We start from the raw sequence: 21,701 nt of genomic DNA on the forward strand, positions 1-21,701 counted from the left end.
CCCGCCTGGGCGGTTTCGGCACAAGCTGCACGGAAGCCCTGGTCGCAGCCCTGCGCATTGCACGCGCGAGCGCGCCTAGCCCACGCATATCGAATCGGCGAGGGCGGCGTACTTCTTGTCGCCGATGCCCGATACGCGCTTCAAATCCTCTATCGCGGCGAACGGCCCGTTAGCCTGCCTGTCCGCAACGATCTTCTCGGCAGTCGACATTCCTATGCCGGGGAGAGCATCCAGTTCCGCAGCGGATGCCGCATTGATGTTCACCTTTCCCCCGCCGGGCGCTGCCGCCCCGCCGGGCGGGGCGGCAGCGGCAGCCTCCTCCACCTCGGACAACGTCGGAACCACCACGTGCTCGCCGTCCGTCAGAACGCGCGCCAGGTTCAACGCATCCGTCGCGGCCTGCTCCCCGAACCCTCCCGCAGCCTCGATCGCATCCTGCACGCGAGCGGATTCCGCAAGCTCGTACACGCCGGGTGCAAGGACCGAACCGCCTACATGGACCACGATGGTCCGCGCTTGCTCCTGAGGCCGGTCAGGCGAAGCTCCCTCGACGTCAGCCTCCCCTGCCTTCTCGACTACAAGGGAGTCCGAAGAAAAAGCGGACAGGAAGCTTGCCCCGGCCGCCACGAGCACAACCACCGCTAAAGCAGTTACGCCGACGAGCACGGGAAGACGCACGCCGCTCAGATGCGCCTTGGCCCGCAACGACTCCGCCTGTTCGGTAAACGACATCCCGACCTCCGATCCTCTCGAAGACCAAGCATAGCAACGCAACCTAGCGAAAACATGAGAGGAATCCAGCAGAAAAGCCGCTGAAAACCAAACGGTTCCAGCGGCTTTTTCGCTTCGATCCAATGCGGATCCCCACCGGATGCGACGCAGGTTCAGCATGCATCCAGCCACAATCTAGCAGCTTTCCAGCGCACATCCAAACGCGCTGGTCAAAAGCGTGCGGTTACTGCTGAGGGCGCTTCTTCTTGCGCTTGAACGCCGGGCAGGCGTAATCGCGCACTTCGGCGGCGTCGGCAATCTCGGCCACCCATTCGTCCACGGGAAGCGCGCTTTCCGCTTCTTCCACCACTGCAAGCTTCGCATGCGTCTCGGGACTGCGCGGCATGAACAGCGTGCAGCAATCGGGGGCGTCCTGCGCCGAGATCTCGAACGTGCCCAGGCGCTCGGCCTCGGCGATGATCTCGAGCTTGTCGGTGCCGATCAAGGGGCGGAACACCGGAAGGCTCACGGCGGCGTCGGTGCAGCGGATGTTGTCGAGGGTCTGCGAAGCAACCTGGCCCAGGCTCTCGCCCGTGACGAGCGCGCACGCCCCTTCGCGATGCGCCAACTCCTCGGCCACCTTGAACATGAGCCGTCGGTACATGATGACGCGCAGCTCGGGCGGGACGGTGAGCGCGATCTCGCGCTGGTAGTCGCCGAACGGCACCGTGTACACGCGCGCGATGCAGCCCGTGCGCTCAAGCACGCGCGCTATGTCGTCCACCAGGTACTCGCTCGCATCCGAGGTCTGCGGACGGCCGGAGAAGTGGACGCCGATGCACACCGCGCCCCGTCGCGCGAGCTTCCACGTAGCCACCGGCGAGTCGATGCCCGACGACAGCAGGCACGCCACGACGCCCGAGCTTCCCACCGGCAGCCCGCCGATACCCGGAAGCGAGCGCGCGTACACGTACGCGGCGTTCTGCACGACCTCGACGCCTACCGTGAGGTCGGGGTTCTTCATACGAACGCTCTTCTCGGGAAACGCCTGGCACAACGCCGCGCCCACGATCTGGTTCATTTCCATCGAGTTGGTCGGGAAGTCGGTGTGGTTGCGTCGAGCGGCCACCTTGAACGACTCGAAGTCGCCAGCTTCGAGCATCGCCGCACGAGCGACCTCGGCCATGACGTCCAAATCGCGCGGGCACTTGAATCCGCATGAGACGCGCGCCACGCCCGGCACCTTGCCCATGACGTCCGCAACGGCCTTCGCCGTTTCCCAATCCGTGCCTTCACGCAAGAACACGCACAGGCGTCCCGCTATGCGATGGACGGTCACCACGGGAAAATCGCTCAGCAGGGCTTCGAGGTTCTTGAGCAACCGCATTTCGAACGTCGAGCGATTATGGCCCTTCAGGCCGATCTCATGGTAGTGGGCAAGGCAAATACGCTGGTAATCAATCATGGAATGCTCCGTCGTGCCAAGGGCGAATGGTCGTAACGCACGAATAGGCGGGCCCATGCCCGCCTATTCGGTCAACCAGTACGTGTTTCGTACTAGTGGTTCTTGATGTCGATGGACGAAGGATCGTACGAAACTTCGCCGCGCGCAATCTCGTTGAAGGCGAGAGACAGCGGCTTCTTGTCGGCAGCGCGCGCGATTTCCACGGCGGTCTGCAGCTGGATAGCGCGATCGCGCTGGCCGCGCATCATGTCGTTGATATCGTGCGCGCGCTTGGAGGCAAGGGCGCACAGCAGGAAGCGGTCGTTGTCGGTTTCGTCCAACAGAACGTCGATCTTCGGTTCGATAATGCTCATATCGTGTTTAACCTCGTGTTTTCTCGGCTTGTTCGTTCACGTAGCCAACCAAGGCGGCGGTGGCTACGTCCAAATCATCGTTCACAAGCCGTATATCATACTCCATTTTACGAGAAAGCTCCACCCGTGCGGTTTCCATACGGGCAGCAACGGCCTCTTCGGTCTCTGTACCGCGCCCTCGAAGGCGCTTCTCAAGCTCTTCGAGCGAAGGCGGCTCGATGAACACCAGATGCGCCGCAGGGAACTTCTCGCGCACCTGGAAACCGCCTTGCACGTCGATTTCCAGGATAACCTGGTCTCCTCGAGCGATATGCTCCTCAACGCTCGCACGCGGGGTGCCGTAGCGGTTCCCCCCGTACGTAGCCCATTCCAGCAGGCCGTCTTCGTTCACGAGCCGTTGGAATTCCTCGCCGGATGCAAACTGGTAATGAACGCCGTCCACCTCGCCCTCGCGCGGCAAGCGCGTCGTGACCGAGACGGACACCCAAGCATCCGGAACCTCATGCAGCAGACGGGCCACCAGCGTGCCTTTTCCAGCACCCGATGGCCCCGATATAACGAACAGATTGCCAGCGCGCATGCGAATTTAGCCCAAGCGCTCCAGCAAGGCGGTCTGCTGACGCTCGCCCAAACCGCGCAGACGGCGGCTCTCAGCGATCTGAAGCTCCTTCATGATCTTCTCGGCCTTGGCCTTGCCGTAGCCGGGAAGCGTCTCGATGAGCGTGGAGACCTTCATACGACCCACGATGGGATCATCCTTCATCTCGATAACCTGCTTAAGGCTGAGTTTGCCGGACTTCAAATCATCGCGAACCTCGGCGCGCTTGATGCGGGCCGCCTTCGCCTTCTCCAAAGCCGCCTGGCGCTCTTCAGGGCTGAGTTGAGGAATAGCCATCAGTTTCTCTCCTTCTGTTCCAAAAGCGATGCCGTGATACTAGCATGCAATCGCTCGTTTGACCTTGTAGATTGCTATAAATTCAAAAAATTTCAGGTCGCAGTCACACATTCTAGACTCAAATCGCGCAACCGTAGTTCTTTCGTCGCTCAATCGTCACTTTCGCTGACCATCTGGGAAAACGTTGGAACAGCATCCGTTTCGGCTTTTACAGCTCTGCCACGATGGCGTCGAACGCGGCAGCAGGGTCCGCCGCCTGCGTGATGGGCCTGCCGACGACGATATGAGAAGCGCCGTTCTCGAAGGCCTGGGCAGGCGTTGCCACGCGGCTCTGATCGCCCTTGTCGGCGCCCGCCGGACGCACGCCCGGCGTGACGATGTAGGCGTCGGGCCCCAAGATGTCGCGCAGGCGCGCAGCCTCCTGCGGGGAGGCGACCACGCCGGAGATGCCGGAGCGCTTGGCTTGCTCGGCCAGCACCACCACCTGGTCGGACATGGCGCGCGAAACGCCGGTTTCCGCAAGGGCAGCGTCGTTCATGCTGGTAAGCACCGTGATGCCCAAGGTCGCGGGAACCTCGTGGCCGTACTCCGCTGCCGCGCGCTCGGCGCCGCGCTGAGCGGCGGCCATCATGTCCACGCCGCCGACGGTGTGCATGGTCAGCATGTCCGCGCCGCTGCCAGCAGCCGCGTACGCCGCGCCTTCGACCTGATGGGGAATGTCGTGGAACTTGAGGTCGAGAAACACCTTGAAGCCGCGCTCTTTCAGCGCGTAAACGATGGCGGGGCCGTTCGCGTAGAACAGCGTCATGCCTACCTTCACCCATGTCGCTTTGCCTTGCAGCTGATCGGCAAGGTCGAACGCCTCGTCGATGCCGCAGTCGAGGGCCACGATCACGCGATCGCGCGCCGGCACGTTCTCGAACGTATTTACCATTCCAACGCTCCTATCAAATCCTGCACGTCGTCCACGCCGTGCTGCTCGCAATACTGCGCTATTCCATCGATGATTTCAACCGTCGCGAAAGGATTCACGAAGTTAGCGGTGCCCACGGCTACGGAGGTGGCTCCCGCCAGCATGAACTCCACCGCGTCGGTAGCGTTCGAGATGCCGCCCATGCCGAGAAGCGGAACCTTCACGGCTTTCGAGCACTCCCACACCATGCGCAGCGCCACGGGCTTCACGGCGGGGCCGGAGAACCCGCCCACGCCGCGCGCGAGCACGGGACGTCGGCGCTCGACGTCGATGGCCATGCCCAGAAGCGTATTGATGAGCGAGATGGCATCGGCTCCCGCAGCCTCGGCTGCGCGCGCGATCTCCGTGACGTCGGTGACGTTCGGGGTCAGCTTCACGATGAGCGGGCGCTTCGTGGCGGCGCGGCAGCGACCGACCACGTCCTCGACGCTCGCAGCGCACGTGCCGATGGTCATGCCGCCGGCATCCACGTTCGGGCACGAGATGTTCACTTCGTAAGCGTCCACGGGCGCGTCCTCGAGCGCCTCGATCACCTGCACGTACTCGTCGAAGCTATGGCCCGACACGTTCACGATGGTCGTGGCGCCGCGCTCGTGCAGCCACGGCAGCTCCTCGGCCTTGAGGTGCGCCACGCCGGGATTCTGTAAACCGATGGAGTTGAGCATGCCGGAAGGAGTTTCCGCGATACGCGGGCTGGCGTTTCCTTCCCAGCCATGCAGCGACACGCCCTTCGTGGTGACCGCGCCCAAGCTTGCCACGTCCACGAAGTCGTTGTACTCCATCCCTGCGGCGAACGTGCCCGACGCCACCGTCACGGGGTTCTTCATGTCCAGGCCGCCCAGGTTCACGGCCATGCTCACGTTCGTAGGAGCGGGCACGAGGGGCAGCGCGTTCTCGATAGCCATTACCACACCACCTTCGCAGCGTCGAATACGGGACCGTCCACGCAGGCGCGCAGCTTGCCGTCCACCGTGTCCACCACGCACGACAGGCAGGCGCCCACGCCGCAGGCCATGCGCTTCTCCATCGAGAGCTCGCAGGGCACGCCCGCGTCGGCGGCCATGCCGGCCACGATCTTCATCAGGGGCTCGGGGCCGCATACGGCCAGGTAGTCGTACGGCTCACCCGAAGCCGAAGCCTCGGCCAGCGCTTCGGACACGAGCGAGGTGCAGAAACCCTCGCGACCGAAGCTGCCGTCGTCGGTCGCGCAGCGCGGCGGCTCGGCCAGCAGCGCCTCGTAGCGCCCGCGGCACGTGAGCGCCGCCTCGGTCTGCGCACCCAGCACCACGTCCGTGCGCACGCCGGCCTCGACCAGGCTCTCGCACAGCATGAACAAAGGCGCCGCGCCCACGCCGCCGCCCACCAAAAGCGCGCGCTTCGCGCCGGCGGCCGGCTGCCAGGAGCGGCCGACGGGCCCGATGAGCTCGGCGTCCGCGCATTCGCCCGGCACGAGGCGCGTCATGTGGTCGCTGCCGAAGCCGACCACCTGGTACAGCACGTCGAGCGTGCCTTCGGCTGCGTCGCGCGCGTACACCGAGAACGGTCGGCGCAGGATGTGCGCCTCCATGCCCGGAACCTTCATGTGAACGAACTGCCCCGGCTCGATGGCCGCTGCGATTGCAGGCGACGAAAGCTGCATAAGATAGAGGTTCGGGCCGACGCATTCGTTCCCCAGAATGCGCGCCCGCTCGTTGACAAGCGCCACGTTGGTCCTTTCATGCCCCCGGGCCGCGCGCGGCCCCACGTCTCATCTTCTGGCCGATGATTGTACCATTGACGTGCCCGCCGAGCCGTTGAAGTGCCGAAATGCACGGGAAGCGCATGGAAGCTGCGGGATTGTCCCTCTCGTGGGCAAGGCCGCCGCCTACCATTATATAGAGTGTTGCGGCGGCTTCGCGCCGATCGTCCGCACCGCACGCGGCGACGCGCGCTCGCACCGCAAAGCCGCCGCCCTTCCGTTCGCCTCTCGAACGTCGATTCGCGAGCCCCGGCCGCCCATGCCCCGCGTATCGGCCCGGCCCGTCGCCGCGTTAGGTTGTTTATGGTGGGCGGTCCGTCTCCCGGCCGTCCATGCCCCGCAAAGCGCCCCGCCGCTACCGCGCGCCACGGGCTTGCGCGCGAAAAACGGCGCTCGCTGGCAGGTTCTGACGGTTTGAGGTCGTTTGATCCGACGGGCCAAGCGCCCGCAAAAGCGGGTGGCAACCAACCGACGCTGTGACCAGGCAAAACGAAAAGCAAGCCGAACGACGGCCAAGCAAGGGGGCCGTTCGACGACCTCAAACCGTCAGAACCTGCCAGCGAAGAGGGTTTTTCGCGCGCAACGCCCCCATTGCCCCTGGCGAACGCGGCCCATCGGCAGCATCGGCGGCCTTCGGCGGAAATCGAGCAACCTTCCCAACCCCATCCGAGCACGGCGCGCCCTTCCCGCCGAAAAGCCGAACCGCCGCGCACGACGAACAGGCGCGGCGGCAGCTCGGCTCGCAGCTTTACGCGCTCACTGGCTGCTCCCATTGGGGAAGATCCTGCAAGGCTACGACGGACAGGCCGTTTGCGCGCGCCATCTCCATGCCGGCCACCATGGCCTGGGCGCCGGCCAGGTTCGTGACGTGGGTCACGCCGTGCTTCACGGCCTCCAAGCGCAGCTCGTAGCCGTCGGCGCGCGTGGCATGGCCGAACGGCGTGTTGATCATGAGCGCTATCTCGCCGGCAGCGATGCGGTCGAGCACGTTGGGGGTGCCCTCGTGCACCTTCTTCACCTCCTCGCAGTCCACGCCCGCCGCGCGCAGGGCGCGGGCCGTGCCGCCCGTGGCCACCACCTTGAAGCCCAGGCGCACGATGTCGCGCGCAATGGACACGATGGCGCGCTTGTCGCGGTCGCACACGCTGACGAACACCGTGCCGCCCTCGGGCAGCGCGTAGCTGATAGCCAGCTGCGTCTTGGCGAACGCGGCCGGGAAGTTGCCGGCGATGCCCATGACCTCGCCGGTGGACTTCATCTCGGGGCCGAGCACCGTGTCCGCACCGGGGAAGCGGCCGAAGGGCATGACGGCCTCCTTCACGCTGTAATGCTCGAGACGGCGGTTGTCGGGCGGCAGGCCCAGGTCGGCGATCCTCTCCCCCGCCATGATGCGCGCGGCCATCTTCGCAAGCGGCACGCCCGTGGCCTTGGACGCGAACGGCACGGTGCGGCTGGCGCGCGGGTTGGCCTCGATGACGTAGATGACCTGGTCCTTGATGGCGAACTGGATATTGATGAGGCCCACTACGCCCAACCGCAGCGCCAGGTCGCGCGCGATAGAGCGCAGCTGCGACACCAGCGCCTCGGACAGCGCGAACGGCGGGGTGCAGCAGGCCGAGTCGCCGGAGTGGATGCCGGCCATCTCGATGTGCTCGAGCACGCCGCCCACGTACACCTGCTCGCCGTCGCACAGCGCGTCGAGGTCCACCTCCACCGCGCCCTCGAGGAAGCGGTCAAGGTACACCGGGTGGTCGGGCGAGATCTTCGCGGCCTCGGCCATGTACTTCTCCAGCTGGGCGCCGTCGTATACGATGCCCATGCCGCGCCCGCCCAGCACGTAGCTGGGGCGCACGAGCAAGGGGAACCCTATCCGGTCAGCCACGACGCATGCCTCCCGGTAGGTCGAGGCCATGCCGGCCGCCGGATAGGCGATGGCCATCTCGTCGAGGATTGCGCTGAAGCGATCGCGGTCTTCGGCCAGGTCGATCGCCTCCGGCGGCGTTCCCATGATGGGCACGCCCGCCGCGGCCAGCGCGTTCGCCAGCTTGAGCGGCGTCTGGCCGCCCAGCGTCACCACCACGCCGTCCGGGCGCTCGACGTCCACGATGTCCATGACGTCCTCGAACGTGAGCGGTTCGAAGTACAGCTTGTCGGACGTGTCGTAGTCGGTGGACACGGTCTCGGGGTTGCAGTTCACCATGATGGTTTCGAAGCCGGCCTCGGCGAGCGCGTAGCTCGCATGCACGCAGCAGTAGTCGAACTCGATGCCCTGGCCGATGCGGTTCGGGCCCGCACCCAGGATCATCGCGCGCTTGCGCGTCTTGGGCGCGACCTCGGTCTCGTCCGCATCGTAGGTTTTGTAGTGGTAGGCCGTGGAGCTGGGAAACTCGGCCGCGCAGGTGTCGACGGTCTTGAACGCGGGTCTCACACCCAGAAGCTTGCGGCACGTGCGCACGGTGAGCTCGTCGGATCCCGTAAGGTGCGCGATCTGGGCATCCGACAGCCCCATGCGCTTGAGCAGGCAGAACGCGTCGGCGTCCAGCTCGTCCAAAGCCATGCCGCGCAGGTTCTCCTGCACGCGCACGATGTCGGCCATGCGCGCGACGAAGAAGGGGTCCACGCGGCTCACCGCGCTCGCACGCGCCACCGTCCAGCCGCGGCGCAGTGCCTCGGCAAGGTAGAAGACGCGCTCGGCCGTGGGGCGCGCCACGAGGTCTTCGAGCGCTGCGTCGGACACGACGGCCTCGTCACCCTCGCCGTCGCCGCCGAGGCCTGCGCGCCCGTTCTCGAGCGAGCGCAGGGCCTTGCCGAGCGCCTCCTCGAACGTGCGGCCGATGGCCATGATCTCGCCGACAGCCTTCATGCGGGTGGACAGCGTGTCGTCGGCCCCCTTGAACTTCTCGAACGCGAAGCGCGGCGCCTTCACCACGCAGTAGTCGACGGAAGGCTCGAAGCACGCAGGCGTGGCAAGCGTCACGTCGTTGACGATCTCATCGAGCGTGTAGCCCACGGCCAGCTTCGCCGCCGCCTTCGCGATGGGAAATCCGGTGGCCTTCGACGCAAGCGCCGACGAGCGCGAAACGCGCGGATTCATCTCGATGACGATCATGCGGCCGTTGTCGGGGTTCACGGCGAACTGCACGTTAGAGCCGCCCGTCTCCACGCCGATCTTTTCGAGGATGGCAAGCGACGCGGCACGCATACGCTGGTATTCCACGTCGGAAAGCGTCTGGGCAGGAGCCACCGTAATGGAATCGCCCGTATGCACGCCCATCGGGTCGAAGTTCTCGATGGAGCACACGATGATGCCGTTGCCAACGCGATCGCGCATGACCTCCATCTCGAACTCTTTCCAGCCCTCGATGCTCTCCTCCACGAGCACTTCGCCCGCCGGGGATAGCTCCAGCCCTTGACTGACGATGGATTCCAGCTCGACCGCATCATGGGCTATGCCGCCGCCAGCGCCGCCCATGGTAAACGACGGGCGCAGCACCACCGGATAACCCAGATCGGCCACGATGCCGAACGCATCGTCCAGCGAGTACGCGTATCCCGACCGAGCGGTCTCGATTCCCAGCTCGGCCATGCACTCGTTGAAGAGCTTTCTATCCTCGCCGCGCTCGATGGCCGCCAGGTCGCAGCCGATCATCTCAACCCCGTAGGCATCCAGCACGCCCGACTTCGCCAGCTCGACGGCCGTGTTCAAGCCGGTTTGGCCGCCCAAGGTGGGCAGCAGGGCATCGGGGCGCTCCTTCTCTATGATCTTCTGGACGAACTCGGCAGTGATGGGCTCGACGTAGGTGCGGTCGGCCAAGCCCGGATCGGTCATGATGGTGGCCGGATTGCTGTTCACCAGAACCACGTGGTAGCCGTCCGCCTTGAGCACCTTGCACGCCTGCGCGCCCGAATAGTCGAACTCGCACGCCTGGCCGATGACGATCGGGCCGGACCCGATGACCAGGATGGTCTTGATGTCCGTGCGCTTAGGCATGACGGTCTCCTTCCATCTCAGCGAACGACCAGCCGACAAGGCGGTCGGCGGCGATGTCGATGTCGAGGTAGCTCGCACGTTCACGGGAGTCGAGCGCACCGCCCTCGCTCGTCACTGCGGAATCCATCAAGCGCGAAAACGCGGTGAACAGGTAGTGCGCGTCGGTCGGCCCGGGCGACGCCTCGGGATGGTACTGCACGCTGAACGCAGGCAAATCCAGAAACGCGACGCCCTCCGCCGTGCCGTCGTTGAGGTTCACGTGCGTGAGGCGAATGCGGCCGAAGCGATCGTTCATCACAACAGGGGCAACCTTATCGCGCGCCCAGAAGCGCAGGTCGTCGCAATGGTTCGCGCAGCCGCCCGACAGCGCGGGAACAAGCGGCCCCAAGCTGGAAAACACCAGGCCGAACCCGTGGTTCTGCGCAGTGATCTCTACGCGGCCCGTGAGCAGGTTCATCACCGGATGATTGCCGCCGCGGTGGCCGAACTTGAGCTTCTCGATCTGCGCGCCCGCAGCTTTGCAGATCATTTGGTGCCCCAGGCAGATGCCGAATACCGGCACCTTGCCCAGCAGCTTCCCCACCTGCGAGTAAGTGCCCTCCACAGCCTCGGGGTCGCCGGGACCGTTCGACAGGAACACGCCGTCAGGCTCCATGGCCAGCACCTTTTCCGCCGGCATATCCCACGGTACAACCGTAAGCTCACAGCCCGAGCGTACGAGATTCTGAAGGATCGAGCTCTTAACGCCGCAGTCGTAGGCGACCACGCGATGTCGCGCGGACGCAGCCGGAGCGACGGCGAACGCGTGGCTCGCGGGAAGGTCGTCCGCGTCCATGGCGTACGGCTTCCCGCACGACACGGTAGCCGCCAGGTTCTGCCCCACGAGCGACGCGCTCGCACGTACCTTGCGCAGAAGGCTCGCCTCGTCGGCGTCGACGGTCGAGAGCACCGCGCGCTGCGCGCCGCAATCGCGCACGTGACGCACGAGCGCGCGCGTGTCCACTCCTTCCACGGCCACCACCCCGTGTTCGCGCAGGTAGTCTGCGAGCGTGACCGTACTGCGCCAGTTCGACGGCGTCGCGCATATATCGCGCACGACAAGGCCGCGCAACGCAGGCCTGCCCGCCTGGGCGTCATCGGGATTCACCCCGTAGTTTCCGATCTGCGGATACGTCATGGTGATTATCTGGCCTGCGTAGGACGGGTCGGTTATCACCTCGAGGTAGCCCTCGAGCGACGTGTTGAAGCAGATCTCGCCGAACACCTCGCCTTCGGCGGCGCACGCCGTGCCGCGGAACACCGCGCCGTCCTCCAGCACCAACGCCGCCGGACGCGACACGGGCTTCGACGTACCCTCTAGCAGCTTGTTCGCAATCTCGCTCAAAATCTTCCTTCCGCTCGGGCAGCATATACAGAAAACGCCTCCGTCGTAAACGAAGGCGCAGGTGGTTCTGGGAAAGTTATGCTGCGCACCTTGTCGGTCTCTCCGTACCGCCTTAAAGGTTGAAGGTCAGTATACTCTTTTACTGAATTTTGTTAATTATAAATGCAATATTTTTGCATTTTGTAACGATTTTATTCAATTTAATTTTGCTTGGAATGCAACGAGACGACGATGCGAAGCTGCGGGAATCCAAAGGTTTGCGCGCGAAGCCGCGAGCGCTCCGCTGACTTGCGCACGAGAAACCGCCTTCGCTGACAGGTTTTTGCGTTTAGGGGTCGTTTGATCCGGCAACACGAACGCACGCGCCTGCGATGCGTCGTAGGGCGATGCTGTGATCAGGTCAAACGAAAAGCAAGCCAAGCGACGGCGAACGCGGAGGCCAACTCGACGACCCCTAACCGTCAAAACCTGCCAGCGAAGGCGGTTTTTCGCGCGCAGCTTCGAGTGCGGATAAGAAAACGGTCGGGAAGAGGCGTCGGGCGCGACTGGACGGCAGCCGGGCGCGCATTGGCGGCAATCGAAAGCACTGCCGGGCGAACGGGGCATGCATCAACGGCAGCCGGACAGCGTCGGGCGCACTCGCGAACAAGGCTCGCATCCAGGCCGCAACGTACCGCGGGCTCGCACCGTTCGATGCGAGCCCGCGTCATCAGGGTATGGCCCCGGTTCGATTCTGAAGCGTCCTATTCGACGATCGCGCCGTCCTCGAGCGTTGCGTAGCCGCCCACGTAGACGTCGGTGGCGCGACCCTTCAACTCGGCGCCGATGAAGCCGGAGTTCTTCGCCTTCGAGACGAAGCCGTCGACCTCGACCGTCCAGGCGGCCTCGGGATCGATCACCGTGAGGTCGGCCGTGCTGCCCGCCTCGATCTTGACCGGCTCCACGCGCAGGATGGCGCGCGGGTTAACGGCCATCACTTCGACGAGCTTCGCGTAGTCGATCGCGCCGGTTGCCACCAGGTTCGTGATCATCAGCGAAAGCGAGGTTTCCAGGCCGGTCATGCCGAACATGGCAATCTCGAACTCGCAGTCCTTCTCCCATGCGGCATGCGGCGCATGGTCGGTTACGATGGCGTCGATGGAGCCGTCCTTCACGCCTTCGATGAGCGCGGCCGCGTCATCGGCCGTGCGCAGCGGCGGGTTCACCTTAAGGAAGGTGTTGTAGTCGTCGCCGATGGCGTCCTCGGTCAAGAACAGGTGATGAGGCGTGACCTCGCAGGTGACGGGCAGGCCTTCGGCCTTCGCCGCGCGCACCATGTCAAGACCGCGAGCCGTGGTGATGTGCTGGATGTGCAGCGGGCATCCCGTCAGGCGGCACAGCGCGATGTCGCGGGAGATCTGCAGCTCCTCGCCTTCCGCCGGCCAACCCAGCATGCCCAAGCGCGTAGAGGCAACGCCCTCGTTCACCTGACCGTCGCCCACCAGGTCTTCGTCCTGGCAATGGCTCATGATGACCTTGTCGAACATCGCGCCGTAATCCATGACGCGGCGCATCATGCCCGCATCCTGCACGCCGCGGCCGTCGTCGGTGAAGGCCACCGCGCCATGAGCCACCATGTCGCCCATTTCGGAGAGCGTCTCGCCCTTGAGCCCCTGGCTGCAAGAGCCCGACACGTGCACGCGGCACTTGCCTACTGCGGCTGCGCGCGACTTGACGTACTCCACGCCCAGCGCGTTGTCGATGATGGGCTTGGTGTTGGGCATGCAGCACACCGCCGTGAAGCCGCCGTGAGCCGCCGCGCGCGTTCCGGAAGCGATGTCTTCCTTCTGCTCGAAGCCGGGCTCGCGCAGATGCACGTGCATGTCCACCAGGCCCGGAACCACGATCTTGCCGGAAAGGTCGCGCTCGACGCCCTTCTCCATGGTCAGGCCTTGGCCCACCTCGACGATCTTGCCGTCGCGGACCAGGATGTCGGCCGTTTCGTCCAGACCCACCTGCGGGTCGATCACACGGGCGTTCTTAAGCAGCAAAGCCATCTTCGCTCCCTCCGAGAAGAAGATACATTTCAGCCATACGGGTGAGTATTCCGGCGTAGACCTGGTCGAGGATGACCGAGCGGTTCGGATGGTCGGCCATGTAGCTGTCAAGCTCGACGCCGCGGTTGATGGGGCCGGGGTGGCAGATGAGCGCATCGGGCCTCATCAGATGCTCGCGCTCGCGGGTCAGGCCGAACAGCTGGTTGTACTCGCGCAGGCTGGGATACGGCGCGCCCTCCAGGCGTTCGCGCTGGATGCGCAGCATGTACACCACGTCCAGGGTGGGCAGCGCCTCGTCGAGGTTCGTGGTCACATGGTCGGCACCCAGAACGTCGGGGCGGGCAGGCATGAGCGTGCGCGGCGCCACCACGGTCACTTCGCAGCCCATGATCTTGAGCGCGGGGATCAGGCTGCCGCACACGCGGGAGTGGCCGATGTCGCCCACGATGCCCACCTTGAGGCCGTTCAGGTCGCCCTTCTTCTCCCAGATGGAGTACAGGTCCAAAAGCGCCTGGGTAGGATGCTGGTGCTTGCCGTCGCCGGCGTCGATGACGTGGGCGCCGGACACGTCGGCGATCTTGCGGGGCACGCCGGCGTGCTTGTCGCGCACGATGATCATGTCGATCTTGTAGGCGCACAGCGTTTCCACCGTGTCCACCAGGCTCTCGCCCTTCACGAGCGAGGTCGAGCTGCCGCCAAAGTTCAAGCTGTTGGCGGAAAGGCGCTTCTCGGCGATCTCGAACGAGGAGCGCGTGCGCGTGGACGGTTCGTTGAACATGTTGACCACGGTCACGCCCTTGAGCGTGGGCACCTGCTTGATACGGCGCTCGTTGACCTCTTTGAAGCGGACAGCCGTCTCCAGGACGGTCATGATATCGTCAGCGGAATACTCCGTGATGTCGATCAGGTGCTTGTGGTTGAAGCCCATCTCTATTCACCCCCCAGCGGTGCCGAACCCGCGCGGGAGCCCGGAGCCATTTCAAGAATCTCTACTTCGGACTTGCCGTCGGCCTCTTCCAGAAACAAGCGCACGTTCTCCTCGGAGGAAGAAGGCACGTTCTTGCCCACGAAGTCAGCGCGGATGGGAAGCTCGCGGTGCCCGCGATCGACCAGCACCGCCAGCTGCACGGCAGCCGGGCGGCCGATGTCCATGAGCGCGTCGAGCGCGGCGCGGATGGTGCGGCCCGTGTACAGGACGTCGTCCACCAGCACGACGGTCTTGCCGTCGAGGTCGAAGAAGATGTCGGTGGAATGCACCTCGGGAGAGAGATGCGTCGCGAAGTCGTCGCGATAGAAGCTGATGTCGAGCTTTCCGAGCGGCACCTTGGCACCCTCGATCTGCTCGATCTTCTCGGCCAGGCGCTTCGCGAGCAGATCGCCCCGCGTCACGATGCCGACGAGCGCGATGTTGTCCGCGCCCTTGTTGGTCTCGAGGATCTGATGCGCGATGCGCGTCAGCGACCGCTCGATTTCGTCTGCATCCATGCAGACGGTCTTGACCGTGCTTACGTCGTTCATACACACCCTTTCTTTCGTCGAGTGCGTACAGACGGACCAGGTCACCGCCGGGTTTCGCTTTTTCGGCTCGCGCCGACCCGCGTCGCCCCCGAGTTGGCGGCGTCTGCGCGAGGGCATGAAAAAAGCCTCCGCGACAGACAAAGGCTTACAGCATGCGCGTTCTTGTTCGGGTGAACGCTGCTAAGTTGTTACCTTGTCGGTCTCTCTGTACCGCTTTTAAAGGACTGGTGGAAGTATATGCGGTTTTCCGCGATTTGGTAACCCCTTTATTCAAGATTTACGGGGAATGTATGCAAAACCAGTTCAAAAGCCTCGCTGAACTGCGCGGCGAACGGCGTGTGCGCAGCCGAAAAGATGCCGCACACGCACCGTTTCGCATCTTGACCGTACGGGGAAATAGGAGTAGACCGTCATCACCTCGAACTGAGGGGTTTCGCCGCCTCGAGCGCAACGTCCCGAGGCGAACCGGTAGGAGGGTCATGTTGAACGCGAACGCGTTGAAGTATCGGCTCATCGGCGAGCCGCTCAAAAGCTCGGAGATCGAGTCGCAGAAATACGGCGTGGTATGGGGCCTGCCGGTCCTTTCGAGCGACGCGATCTCGTCGGTCGCCTACGCCTGCGAGGAAATCCTCCTGGTCTTGGTTCCCGTGCTCGCCCTGGCAAGCTACACGCCCATGCTCGGCGTGGCCGGAGCCATCATCGCGCTCCTGTTCATGCTGGTGCTGTGCTACCGCCAGGTCATCGACGCCTATCCTCAAGGCGGCGGCGCCTACAGCGTGGCGCGCGAGAACCTGGGGCGCGTCCCGTCGCTCGTGGCGGCTTCGGGCCTCATCCTGGGCTACGTGCTCACCATCGCCGTGAGCTCGTGCTCGGGCGCGGCGGCCGTCACGTCGGCCCTGCCCGCGGCAACCCCTTTCAAAGTCCCCCTGATCGTGGCGTTCGTCGTGCTCATGACGATCGGGAACCTGCGCGGCCTGCGCGAGTCGTCGAAGATGTTCGGGCTGCCCACCTATTTCTTTATTGCATCGGTCCTGGTCATGATCGTGACCGGCGTGGTCAAGTCGGCCCTCGGCCTGACCACGCCGGTTCAGCAGGCGGCGGCCCTCTCCCAAACAACGGGCGACCTCACGCTGTTCCTCGTGTTGAGAGCGTTCTCTTCGGGATGCTCCGCGCTCACCGGCGTCGAGGCCATCAGCAACAGCGTGCCGAACTTCGCGGCTCCGGCGCGCCAGCACGCCAAGGCGACCTTGAACCTGCTGGGAATCGTGGTGCTGGTCATCTTCGGCGGCGTGTGCCTGCTCGCGATGCTCTGCCAGGTCACGCCGTCTTCCGAGATGACCGTGGTGGCGCAGATCGCCACCAGCGTGTTCGGGGCGGACAGCATCATGTTCTACGTGATCCAAGCGGCCACGGCGCTCATCCTGCTTCTAGCCGCCAACACCGCCTACAACGGCCTGCCGCAGCTCATGTCCCTGCTCTCCCTCGACGGATTCCTTCCGAAGCGCTTCGCCGACAAGGGATCGCGGCTCGTGTACACGCACGGCATCCTGTTCGCCTCGGCATTCGCCATCGTTTTGGTGCTGGCGTTCTCCGGGGACACGCACATGCTCATCCCGCTGTACGCGGCCGGCGTGTTCCTGTCGTTCACCATCGCCCAAGGCGGCATGGTCGTCCATTGGCGGCGCAACCGCACGGGTCCCTGGCTTCGTCGCGCCAGCATCAACGGCTTCGGAGCGATTGTCACAGCAGGCGTGTTCGTCGTCATCATCACCACGAACTTCTTCGCCGGGGCATGGATCTCGCTGGTGGCCATCGGCTGCATCGTCGCCGTCATGTCAGTCATCAACAGGCACTACCGCGACGTCAAGGAAAGCCTGGCCATCCACGACGACGAGAAGGCCCGTGCGCTTTTGCAGGTGGACATACCCCGCACCCACGTGGTCGTGCCCGCCTACTCCGTCAACCGGCCGTTCATCAAAACGCTCAACTACGCGCGAAGCCTGAGCAACGACATCGAGGTGTACCACGTGAAAGTCAGCGCGGCCGCCACGCGACGATTCAAGGCCGACTATCAAAGGCTGGGGGTCGATGCGCCGCTCGTCATCGAGAAAGCCCCCTACCGCAACGTTCAGGAAGTCCTCATCAACCACATCGATGCACGGCTTGCGCTCCTGGAAAAGCACGAGACGCTCACCATCGTCATGCCCCAACTGGTGACGAAACCATGGCAGATGCCGCTGCACAATCAGACCACGCTGCTTCTGGAGTCCGAGCTGATAGAGCGCCGCGACGTGGCGCTGATCACGATACCGTACCTGATATACTGCCCGCCCACGTCAGAGAGCCGCCGCACCGACCTGCAATGACGTCGCGGCGACAAGCTCCAACATGCGCGCTCCGAGCGCATTCCACGAAAGGCGCGCCATGTCGACGGGAGCGTCCTCGCAGCGCGCGGGCTGCAGCGCTTCCTGCGCGCTGCGCTCGATGGCGCGAGCCAGCCGTTGCTCGAACGCGGGCAGGTCCTCCTGCACCGGCTCATCGACCCCAACCATGCGAGGCGGCTGCACGTACGCTACGGGCGCGCCGGGCACCGATTCGTCCAGCCATTCCCGAATGCCGGGCAGGTCGGTGACCACCACCCGGCACCCGCAGGCAAGCGCCTCGATCACCACGAGCGGCAAGCCCTCGTAGAACGAGGGAAGCACGAACACGTGCGCCCTCTGGTACGTGCGCACCAGCTCGTCCTGATCCACCTTGCCCGCGAACTCCACGGGAAAGCGCGCTTCCTTTGCAAGCGCGCGCATGCGCGCAAGCTCGTCCTCCGTCGAATGGCCGCCCACCAAGCGCACTGCAAGCCGACCCTTCGGCAGGGACAGAAGATCCAAGCACCGAAGCAGGCTCTCCACGCCTTTCTTCCGGCTGATCTTGCCCACGTAGGCAACCTCGGCGCGATCGACCGTGCGAGAGTTCGGATCTTCGCGGAACACGGTGCGATCGTAGCCCGTGCCCACCACCCGAATGCGCTCGGCGGGCACGCCGTACACGTCCTCGATCTCGCGCTTCTGCGCTTCGTGCAGCGAGAACACCAGATCGAGCGCGCGCACGGCCGACACGATGCGCTCGCGCTCCAAACCGTGGCTGCGCATCTGGCGCAGGTCGGTGGAATGGCACACCGCCGTCACCGGGCAGGGCAAGCCCGCCTCCACCGTCACCGCGGCAACCAGGTACAGGTGGTGGCAGATCACCAGGTCGGGTTCGAACGTACGCGCCACGTCGGCGATGGCGGCCGAGAACGCAGCCTCGAAGCAAGCCGTCATATCCGTCGTCATGTCGCGGTAGCGCGTGGAGGCGTACGGCATCTGGTCGCTCATGCCGCACACGGGAAACGGCAGGTCGGACGTACGATAGCGCACCGGATGAAACAAGACGCCCTCGCCAAGCGCGGGATCGTCGTCCGCGTCGACGCCCGCGATCACCGCGACTTCATGGCCGGCGGCGCGAAACGCGCGCACGGTCTGGGCCAGGTACACGCCGCTGCCCGTGCTGTCCGGCTTCTGCGCGCTGATCGTCAATATCCTCATGGGCGTCTCCTCCTGTTGTCGGCTACCCATGATACTACGAGGCTTCGCGCCAGAGGAAGGCATCCGGGCAGGCGGCACTCGGCCGCAACCGCCGCAACACCGCCGAAGCTAGCGAACAAGGCGAGCCCAACGCGGTCCGACCGCGTTCACAGAGGTTGCGGAGAGCGCCGCGGCGGCGTTCCCGGAGGCTGCGACGGGCATCATAGTGGCACCCTGTCAAAACGGGCGAGTTTTGCGGCGGTTTTCCGCCTTTGAAGAAGCTGCCGGCTGAAGGTGCTTTGCATCGCACCTGGTCACGAGCTTGTCAGCACCTTTTATCCTGATTCGAGGATCAGCAAAACTCGCCTGTTTTGACAGAACGAGCGAAACCGGGACGGAGCCGGGTTCCGCGAGGCTCGCTTCCGGGTCGCGTTTCGGCGCCACGGGCGCGAATCCCACCGTCAGCCCCAGGTCGACGCTCGCCCGGCGGGTACGCGCGTCGCTGTTCGCCGCCCATGCTATACTCGACCGAAACGCGCCGCCCGACGCGGCGGCCGATGAGCAGAAAGCGACGCATCATGAGCGAAACCGAGCGCATACGCTTAACCCGCCTGACCGAAAAAGGCGGTTGAGCAGCGAAGTGGGGTCCGGGTGACCTCGAAGCCATATTGAAGGACATCGCGCCGCCGCCCGACGCCGATCTGCTGCTGGGATTCGACACGTCCGACGACGCCGCCGTGTACCGCCTCGACGACGAAACGGCCGCCGTGCTCACGCTGGATTTCTTCACGCCCGTCGTGGACGACCCTTACGAATTCGGAGCCATCGCAGCGGCGAACGCTCTTTCCGACGTGTTCGCCATGGGCGGCAAGCCCTTGACGGCGCTCAACATCCTCGCGTTCCCTTGCAGCTTGGGCACGAACGTGGTAAGCGACGTGCTGCGCGGAGGGGCCGACAAGGTGCGCGAAGCCGGAGCGTTCGTGGTGGGCGGCCATTCCATCGAAGACGACGAGCCCAAATACGGGCTTTCGGTTTTCGGAACCGTGCATCCCGACCGCATCGTGCGCAACGGCGGGGCGCAGCCGAGCGACGTGCTGTTCTACACCAAAACGCTGGGATCGGGCATCATGAACGCGGGCTATCGCGCCGGATTGGTCGATGAAGCGGGCATGCGGCCCGTCATTGACTCCATGATGGAACTCAACAAGGACGCCGCTTGCGCCATGCTCCAAGCGAACGTCCACGCCGCCACCGACGTGACCGGATTCGGGTTGGCAGGGCACCTTCACGAGATGCTTGCCGCAAGCGGGGCTGCCGCCCGGCTCGACTGGAACGCGCTGCCCCTGTTCGACGGCGTGTACCAGCTGTCCTGCGACTACTGCCGACCCGGGAAGAGCTTCGGCATCATCGAGTGGGCCAGCGCGTACGTGTCTTCAGAGGGCCTGGACGACGAGGAATTCGACAACCGCATGGGCGTTCTGTGCGATCCGCAAACCTCAGGCGGCCTGCTGGTGGCCGTCAGCCCAGACGAAGCCGACGCGTTCTCGGAAGCGTTCGAGCAAAGGACGGGGCGCGCGCCCTCGCGCATCGGCTGGGTGGAAGTGGGCGAAGCGGGACGCATCAGGATGGTTTGAGCGCGCGTCGAGCAACGTCGATCCGAAACCGCTCGACGTTCTCAGTACAGGTAGACTTCGTGCATGCCCTCGAAAGCCAAGCCGCGCTCCCGCAGCGCGGCTTCGAGCACGTCGCGCTCTGCCGCCGGAACGCACCAGGCGATGCCGCAGCCAGCCGCTATCTCCGAAGGCACGGGAATGGCTCGACCGGGAATTCCGCCGTCGCGCGCCTGCGACTCCACGGCCAGCGCATCGCTCGAAGACGCGAACGTCGCAACCGCCTTCGGCGTCTTGCTCCTCATCGACCTTCGACCTCCGCCGCTATCTCGGCCACGGCGCGAACCGCCGCGTCCACGTCGGCCTCGGTGTTGAAGGAGCTGAAGCTGAACCGCACCGCACCCTGCTCGCGCGTGCCCAATGCCTCATGCATGAGTGGCGCGCAGTGGGCGCCTGCGCGCGTGCAGATGCCGAACTCGGCGTTCAGGATGTCGCCCACCGTTGAAGAGTCGCACGCTCCCACGTTGAGCGCGACGATCCCGCACCTGCCGGCATCGCCGCCCCCGCCGTACACCCGCACGCCTGCAACGGCGCGCACGCCGCGTTCGAACCGTCGGGCAAGCTGGGTCGCTTGGGCGGCAAGCGACGCGACGCCCCGCTCCTCGATGTAGGCCAAGCCCGCCTCCAGCCCTGCGATTCCATGGGCGTTGAGCGTGCCCGCCTCCAGACGGTCGGGCATCTGAGCAGGTTGGAATCTGTCGTAGCTGCGCGCGCCCGTGCCGCCAACCTTGAACGGCCTGACCTCAACATGCGAGGCCACCGCTAGGCCGCCGGTGCCCTGCGGGCCGTACAGGCTCTTGTGCCCGGTGAACGCCGCAACGTCAATGTCGTCGCGCTCGATGTCGATGTCGAGCAAACCGGCCGTCTGGGCAACATCCGCCACCAGAAGGGCGCCGTGATCGTGACTGATGCGGGCCAATCGGGCGATGTCGTAAACGTCCCCAGTCAGGTTCGAGGCATGGGTCACCACGGCAAGCTTCGTGTCCGGGCGAAACGCGGCGTCGAAGGCGTCGTAATCGAGGGAGCCGTCCCGCCCCACGTCAACGATAGACAAGCCGCAGCCGCGCTCGTCCTGCATGCGGTACAGCGGGCGCAGCGCCGAATTGTGGGAAGCCGCGGTGGTAACCGCATGCGCGCCCGGCTCCAAAAGGCCGAGCACGGCGGCGTTAAGGGCCTCGGTGGCGTTGCAGGCGAAGGCGATCCGCGCCGGGCCCGCCGCGCCCAGAAGGCGCGCAAGGCGCTCACGGGCGCGAAAGACCGCCAACCCGGCATCGAGCGAAGCTCCATGCGCGCCCCTGCCCGCACCGCCGAACCCGTCGATGGCGCGGGCGACCGCCTTCGCGACCTCGGGCGGCTTGCGCGCGGTCGTCGCGGCGTTGTCCAGGTAGATCATGGCGCGCTTCCTTC

18 protein-coding genes are annotated in these 21,701 nt (G+C 65.0%); 2 read left to right on the forward strand and 16 right to left on the reverse strand.

Going from position 1 to position 21,701, the window contains the following annotated elements:
* Window positions 1-75 precede the first annotated feature (75 nt).
* The 13 genes from LQE90_RS00900 to pyrR form a co-directional block, all read right to left on the reverse strand.
* Entirely contained in the window at window positions 76-732 is a 657-nt protein-coding gene (locus LQE90_RS00900; RefSeq protein ID WP_216528538.1) for a ComEA family DNA-binding protein, read from the reverse strand.
* A gap of 223 nt (window positions 733-955) precedes the next feature.
* Window positions 956-2,176: a tRNA uracil 4-sulfurtransferase ThiI gene (thiI, locus tag LQE90_RS00905; protein ID WP_216528539.1), complete on the reverse strand. Its 1,221-nt coding sequence runs from the start codon at window positions 2,174-2,176 to the stop codon at window positions 956-958.
* 92 nt (window positions 2,177-2,268) lie between these two features.
* Entirely contained in the window at window positions 2,269-2,529 is a 261-nt protein-coding gene (locus LQE90_RS00910) for a DNA-directed RNA polymerase subunit omega (protein ID WP_114565713.1), read from the reverse strand.
* Window positions 2,530-2,536: 7 nt separating this feature from the next.
* A complete protein-coding gene (gene gmk / locus LQE90_RS00915) occupies window positions 2,537-3,109 on the reverse strand; it encodes a guanylate kinase (protein WP_114565714.1) in 573 nt (190 codons plus the stop codon).
* A gap of 6 nt (window positions 3,110-3,115) precedes the next feature.
* Window positions 3,116-3,424: an integration host factor, actinobacterial type gene (gene mihF, locus LQE90_RS00920; protein WP_114565715.1), complete on the reverse strand. Its 309-nt coding sequence runs from the start codon at window positions 3,422-3,424 to the stop codon at window positions 3,116-3,118.
* A 208-nt stretch (window positions 3,425-3,632) separates the two neighbouring features.
* Entirely contained in the window at window positions 3,633-4,358 is a 726-nt protein-coding gene (gene pyrF / locus LQE90_RS00925; RefSeq protein ID WP_114565716.1) for an orotidine-5'-phosphate decarboxylase, read from the reverse strand.
* Window positions 4,352-5,302 carry a dihydroorotate dehydrogenase gene (locus LQE90_RS00930; protein WP_114565717.1) on the reverse strand — a complete coding sequence of 317 codons (951 nt, stop codon included), beginning with the start codon at window positions 5,300-5,302 and terminating at the stop codon, window positions 4,352-4,354. Before LQE90_RS00930 ends, pyrF begins: the two co-directional genes overlap by 7 nt.
* Window positions 5,302-6,102, reverse strand: coding sequence for a dihydroorotate dehydrogenase electron transfer subunit (locus LQE90_RS00935; protein WP_216528540.1), 801 nt, complete (start codon window positions 6,100-6,102; stop codon window positions 5,302-5,304). Before LQE90_RS00935 ends, LQE90_RS00930 begins: the two co-directional genes overlap by 1 nt.
* A 781-nt stretch (window positions 6,103-6,883) precedes the next feature.
* The gene (gene carB, locus LQE90_RS00940) at window positions 6,884-10,126 is read right to left on the reverse strand and encodes a carbamoyl-phosphate synthase large subunit (RefSeq protein WP_216528541.1); all 3,243 of its coding nucleotides are present in this window, start codon (window positions 10,124-10,126) and stop codon (window positions 6,884-6,886) included.
* Window positions 10,119-11,510, reverse strand: a complete 1,392-nt coding sequence (gene carA / locus LQE90_RS00945) for a glutamine-hydrolyzing carbamoyl-phosphate synthase small subunit (RefSeq protein WP_216528542.1) — start codon at window positions 11,508-11,510, stop codon at window positions 10,119-10,121. The genes carB and carA overlap by 8 nt, the downstream gene beginning before the upstream one ends.
* A 743-nt stretch (window positions 11,511-12,253) precedes the next feature.
* Window positions 12,254-13,546: a dihydroorotase gene (locus LQE90_RS00950; RefSeq protein ID WP_114565728.1), complete on the reverse strand. Its 1,293-nt coding sequence runs from the start codon at window positions 13,544-13,546 to the stop codon at window positions 12,254-12,256.
* Window positions 13,530-14,474 carry an aspartate carbamoyltransferase catalytic subunit gene (locus LQE90_RS00955; RefSeq protein WP_114565729.1) on the reverse strand — a complete coding sequence of 315 codons (945 nt, stop codon included), beginning with the start codon at window positions 14,472-14,474 and terminating at the stop codon, window positions 13,530-13,532. The genes LQE90_RS00950 and LQE90_RS00955 overlap by 17 nt, the downstream gene beginning before the upstream one ends.
* A gap of 2 nt (window positions 14,475-14,476) precedes the next feature.
* A complete protein-coding gene (gene pyrR / locus LQE90_RS00960; protein ID WP_114565730.1) occupies window positions 14,477-15,064 on the reverse strand; it encodes a bifunctional pyr operon transcriptional regulator/uracil phosphoribosyltransferase PyrR in 588 nt (195 codons plus the stop codon).
* Between the two features lie 479 nt (window positions 15,065-15,543).
* Here pyrR and LQE90_RS00965 point away from each other — a divergent pair, with 479 nt between their 5' ends.
* Complete coding sequence (locus LQE90_RS00965; RefSeq protein WP_225749230.1) at window positions 15,544-17,430, forward strand: APC family permease; 1,887 nt, start codon at window positions 15,544-15,546, stop codon at window positions 17,428-17,430.
* On the opposite strand, the gene LQE90_RS00970 is transcribed toward LQE90_RS00965, so the two are convergent.
* Complete coding sequence (locus LQE90_RS00970) at window positions 17,401-18,645, reverse strand: glycosyltransferase family 4 protein (RefSeq protein ID WP_181792494.1); 1,245 nt, start codon at window positions 18,643-18,645, stop codon at window positions 17,401-17,403. The two genes, LQE90_RS00965 and LQE90_RS00970, sit on opposite strands and share 30 nt — an antisense overlap.
* Window positions 18,646-19,202: 557 nt before the next feature.
* Here LQE90_RS00970 and selD point away from each other — a divergent pair.
* On the forward strand, window positions 19,203-20,258 hold the full coding sequence (selD, locus tag LQE90_RS00975; protein ID WP_216528543.1) for a selenide, water dikinase SelD: 1,056 nt from the start codon (window positions 19,203-19,205) through the stop codon (window positions 20,256-20,258).
* Window positions 20,259-20,299: 41 nt separating this feature from the next.
* On the opposite strand, the gene LQE90_RS00980 is transcribed toward selD, so the two are convergent.
* Complete coding sequence (locus tag LQE90_RS00980; protein ID WP_114565733.1) at window positions 20,300-20,539, reverse strand: putative Se/S carrier protein; 240 nt, start codon at window positions 20,537-20,539, stop codon at window positions 20,300-20,302.
* Window positions 20,536-21,687 (reverse strand): aminotransferase class V-fold PLP-dependent enzyme, encoded by a 1,152-nt coding sequence (locus tag LQE90_RS00985; protein ID WP_114565734.1) that lies wholly within the window; start codon window positions 21,685-21,687, stop codon window positions 20,536-20,538. Before LQE90_RS00985 ends, LQE90_RS00980 begins: the two co-directional genes overlap by 4 nt.
* Window positions 21,688-21,701 lie beyond the last annotated feature (14 nt).

Source organism: Paraeggerthella hominis, assembly GCF_021044775.1.
GTDB lineage: Bacteria > Actinomycetota > Coriobacteriia > Coriobacteriales > Eggerthellaceae > Paraeggerthella > Paraeggerthella hominis.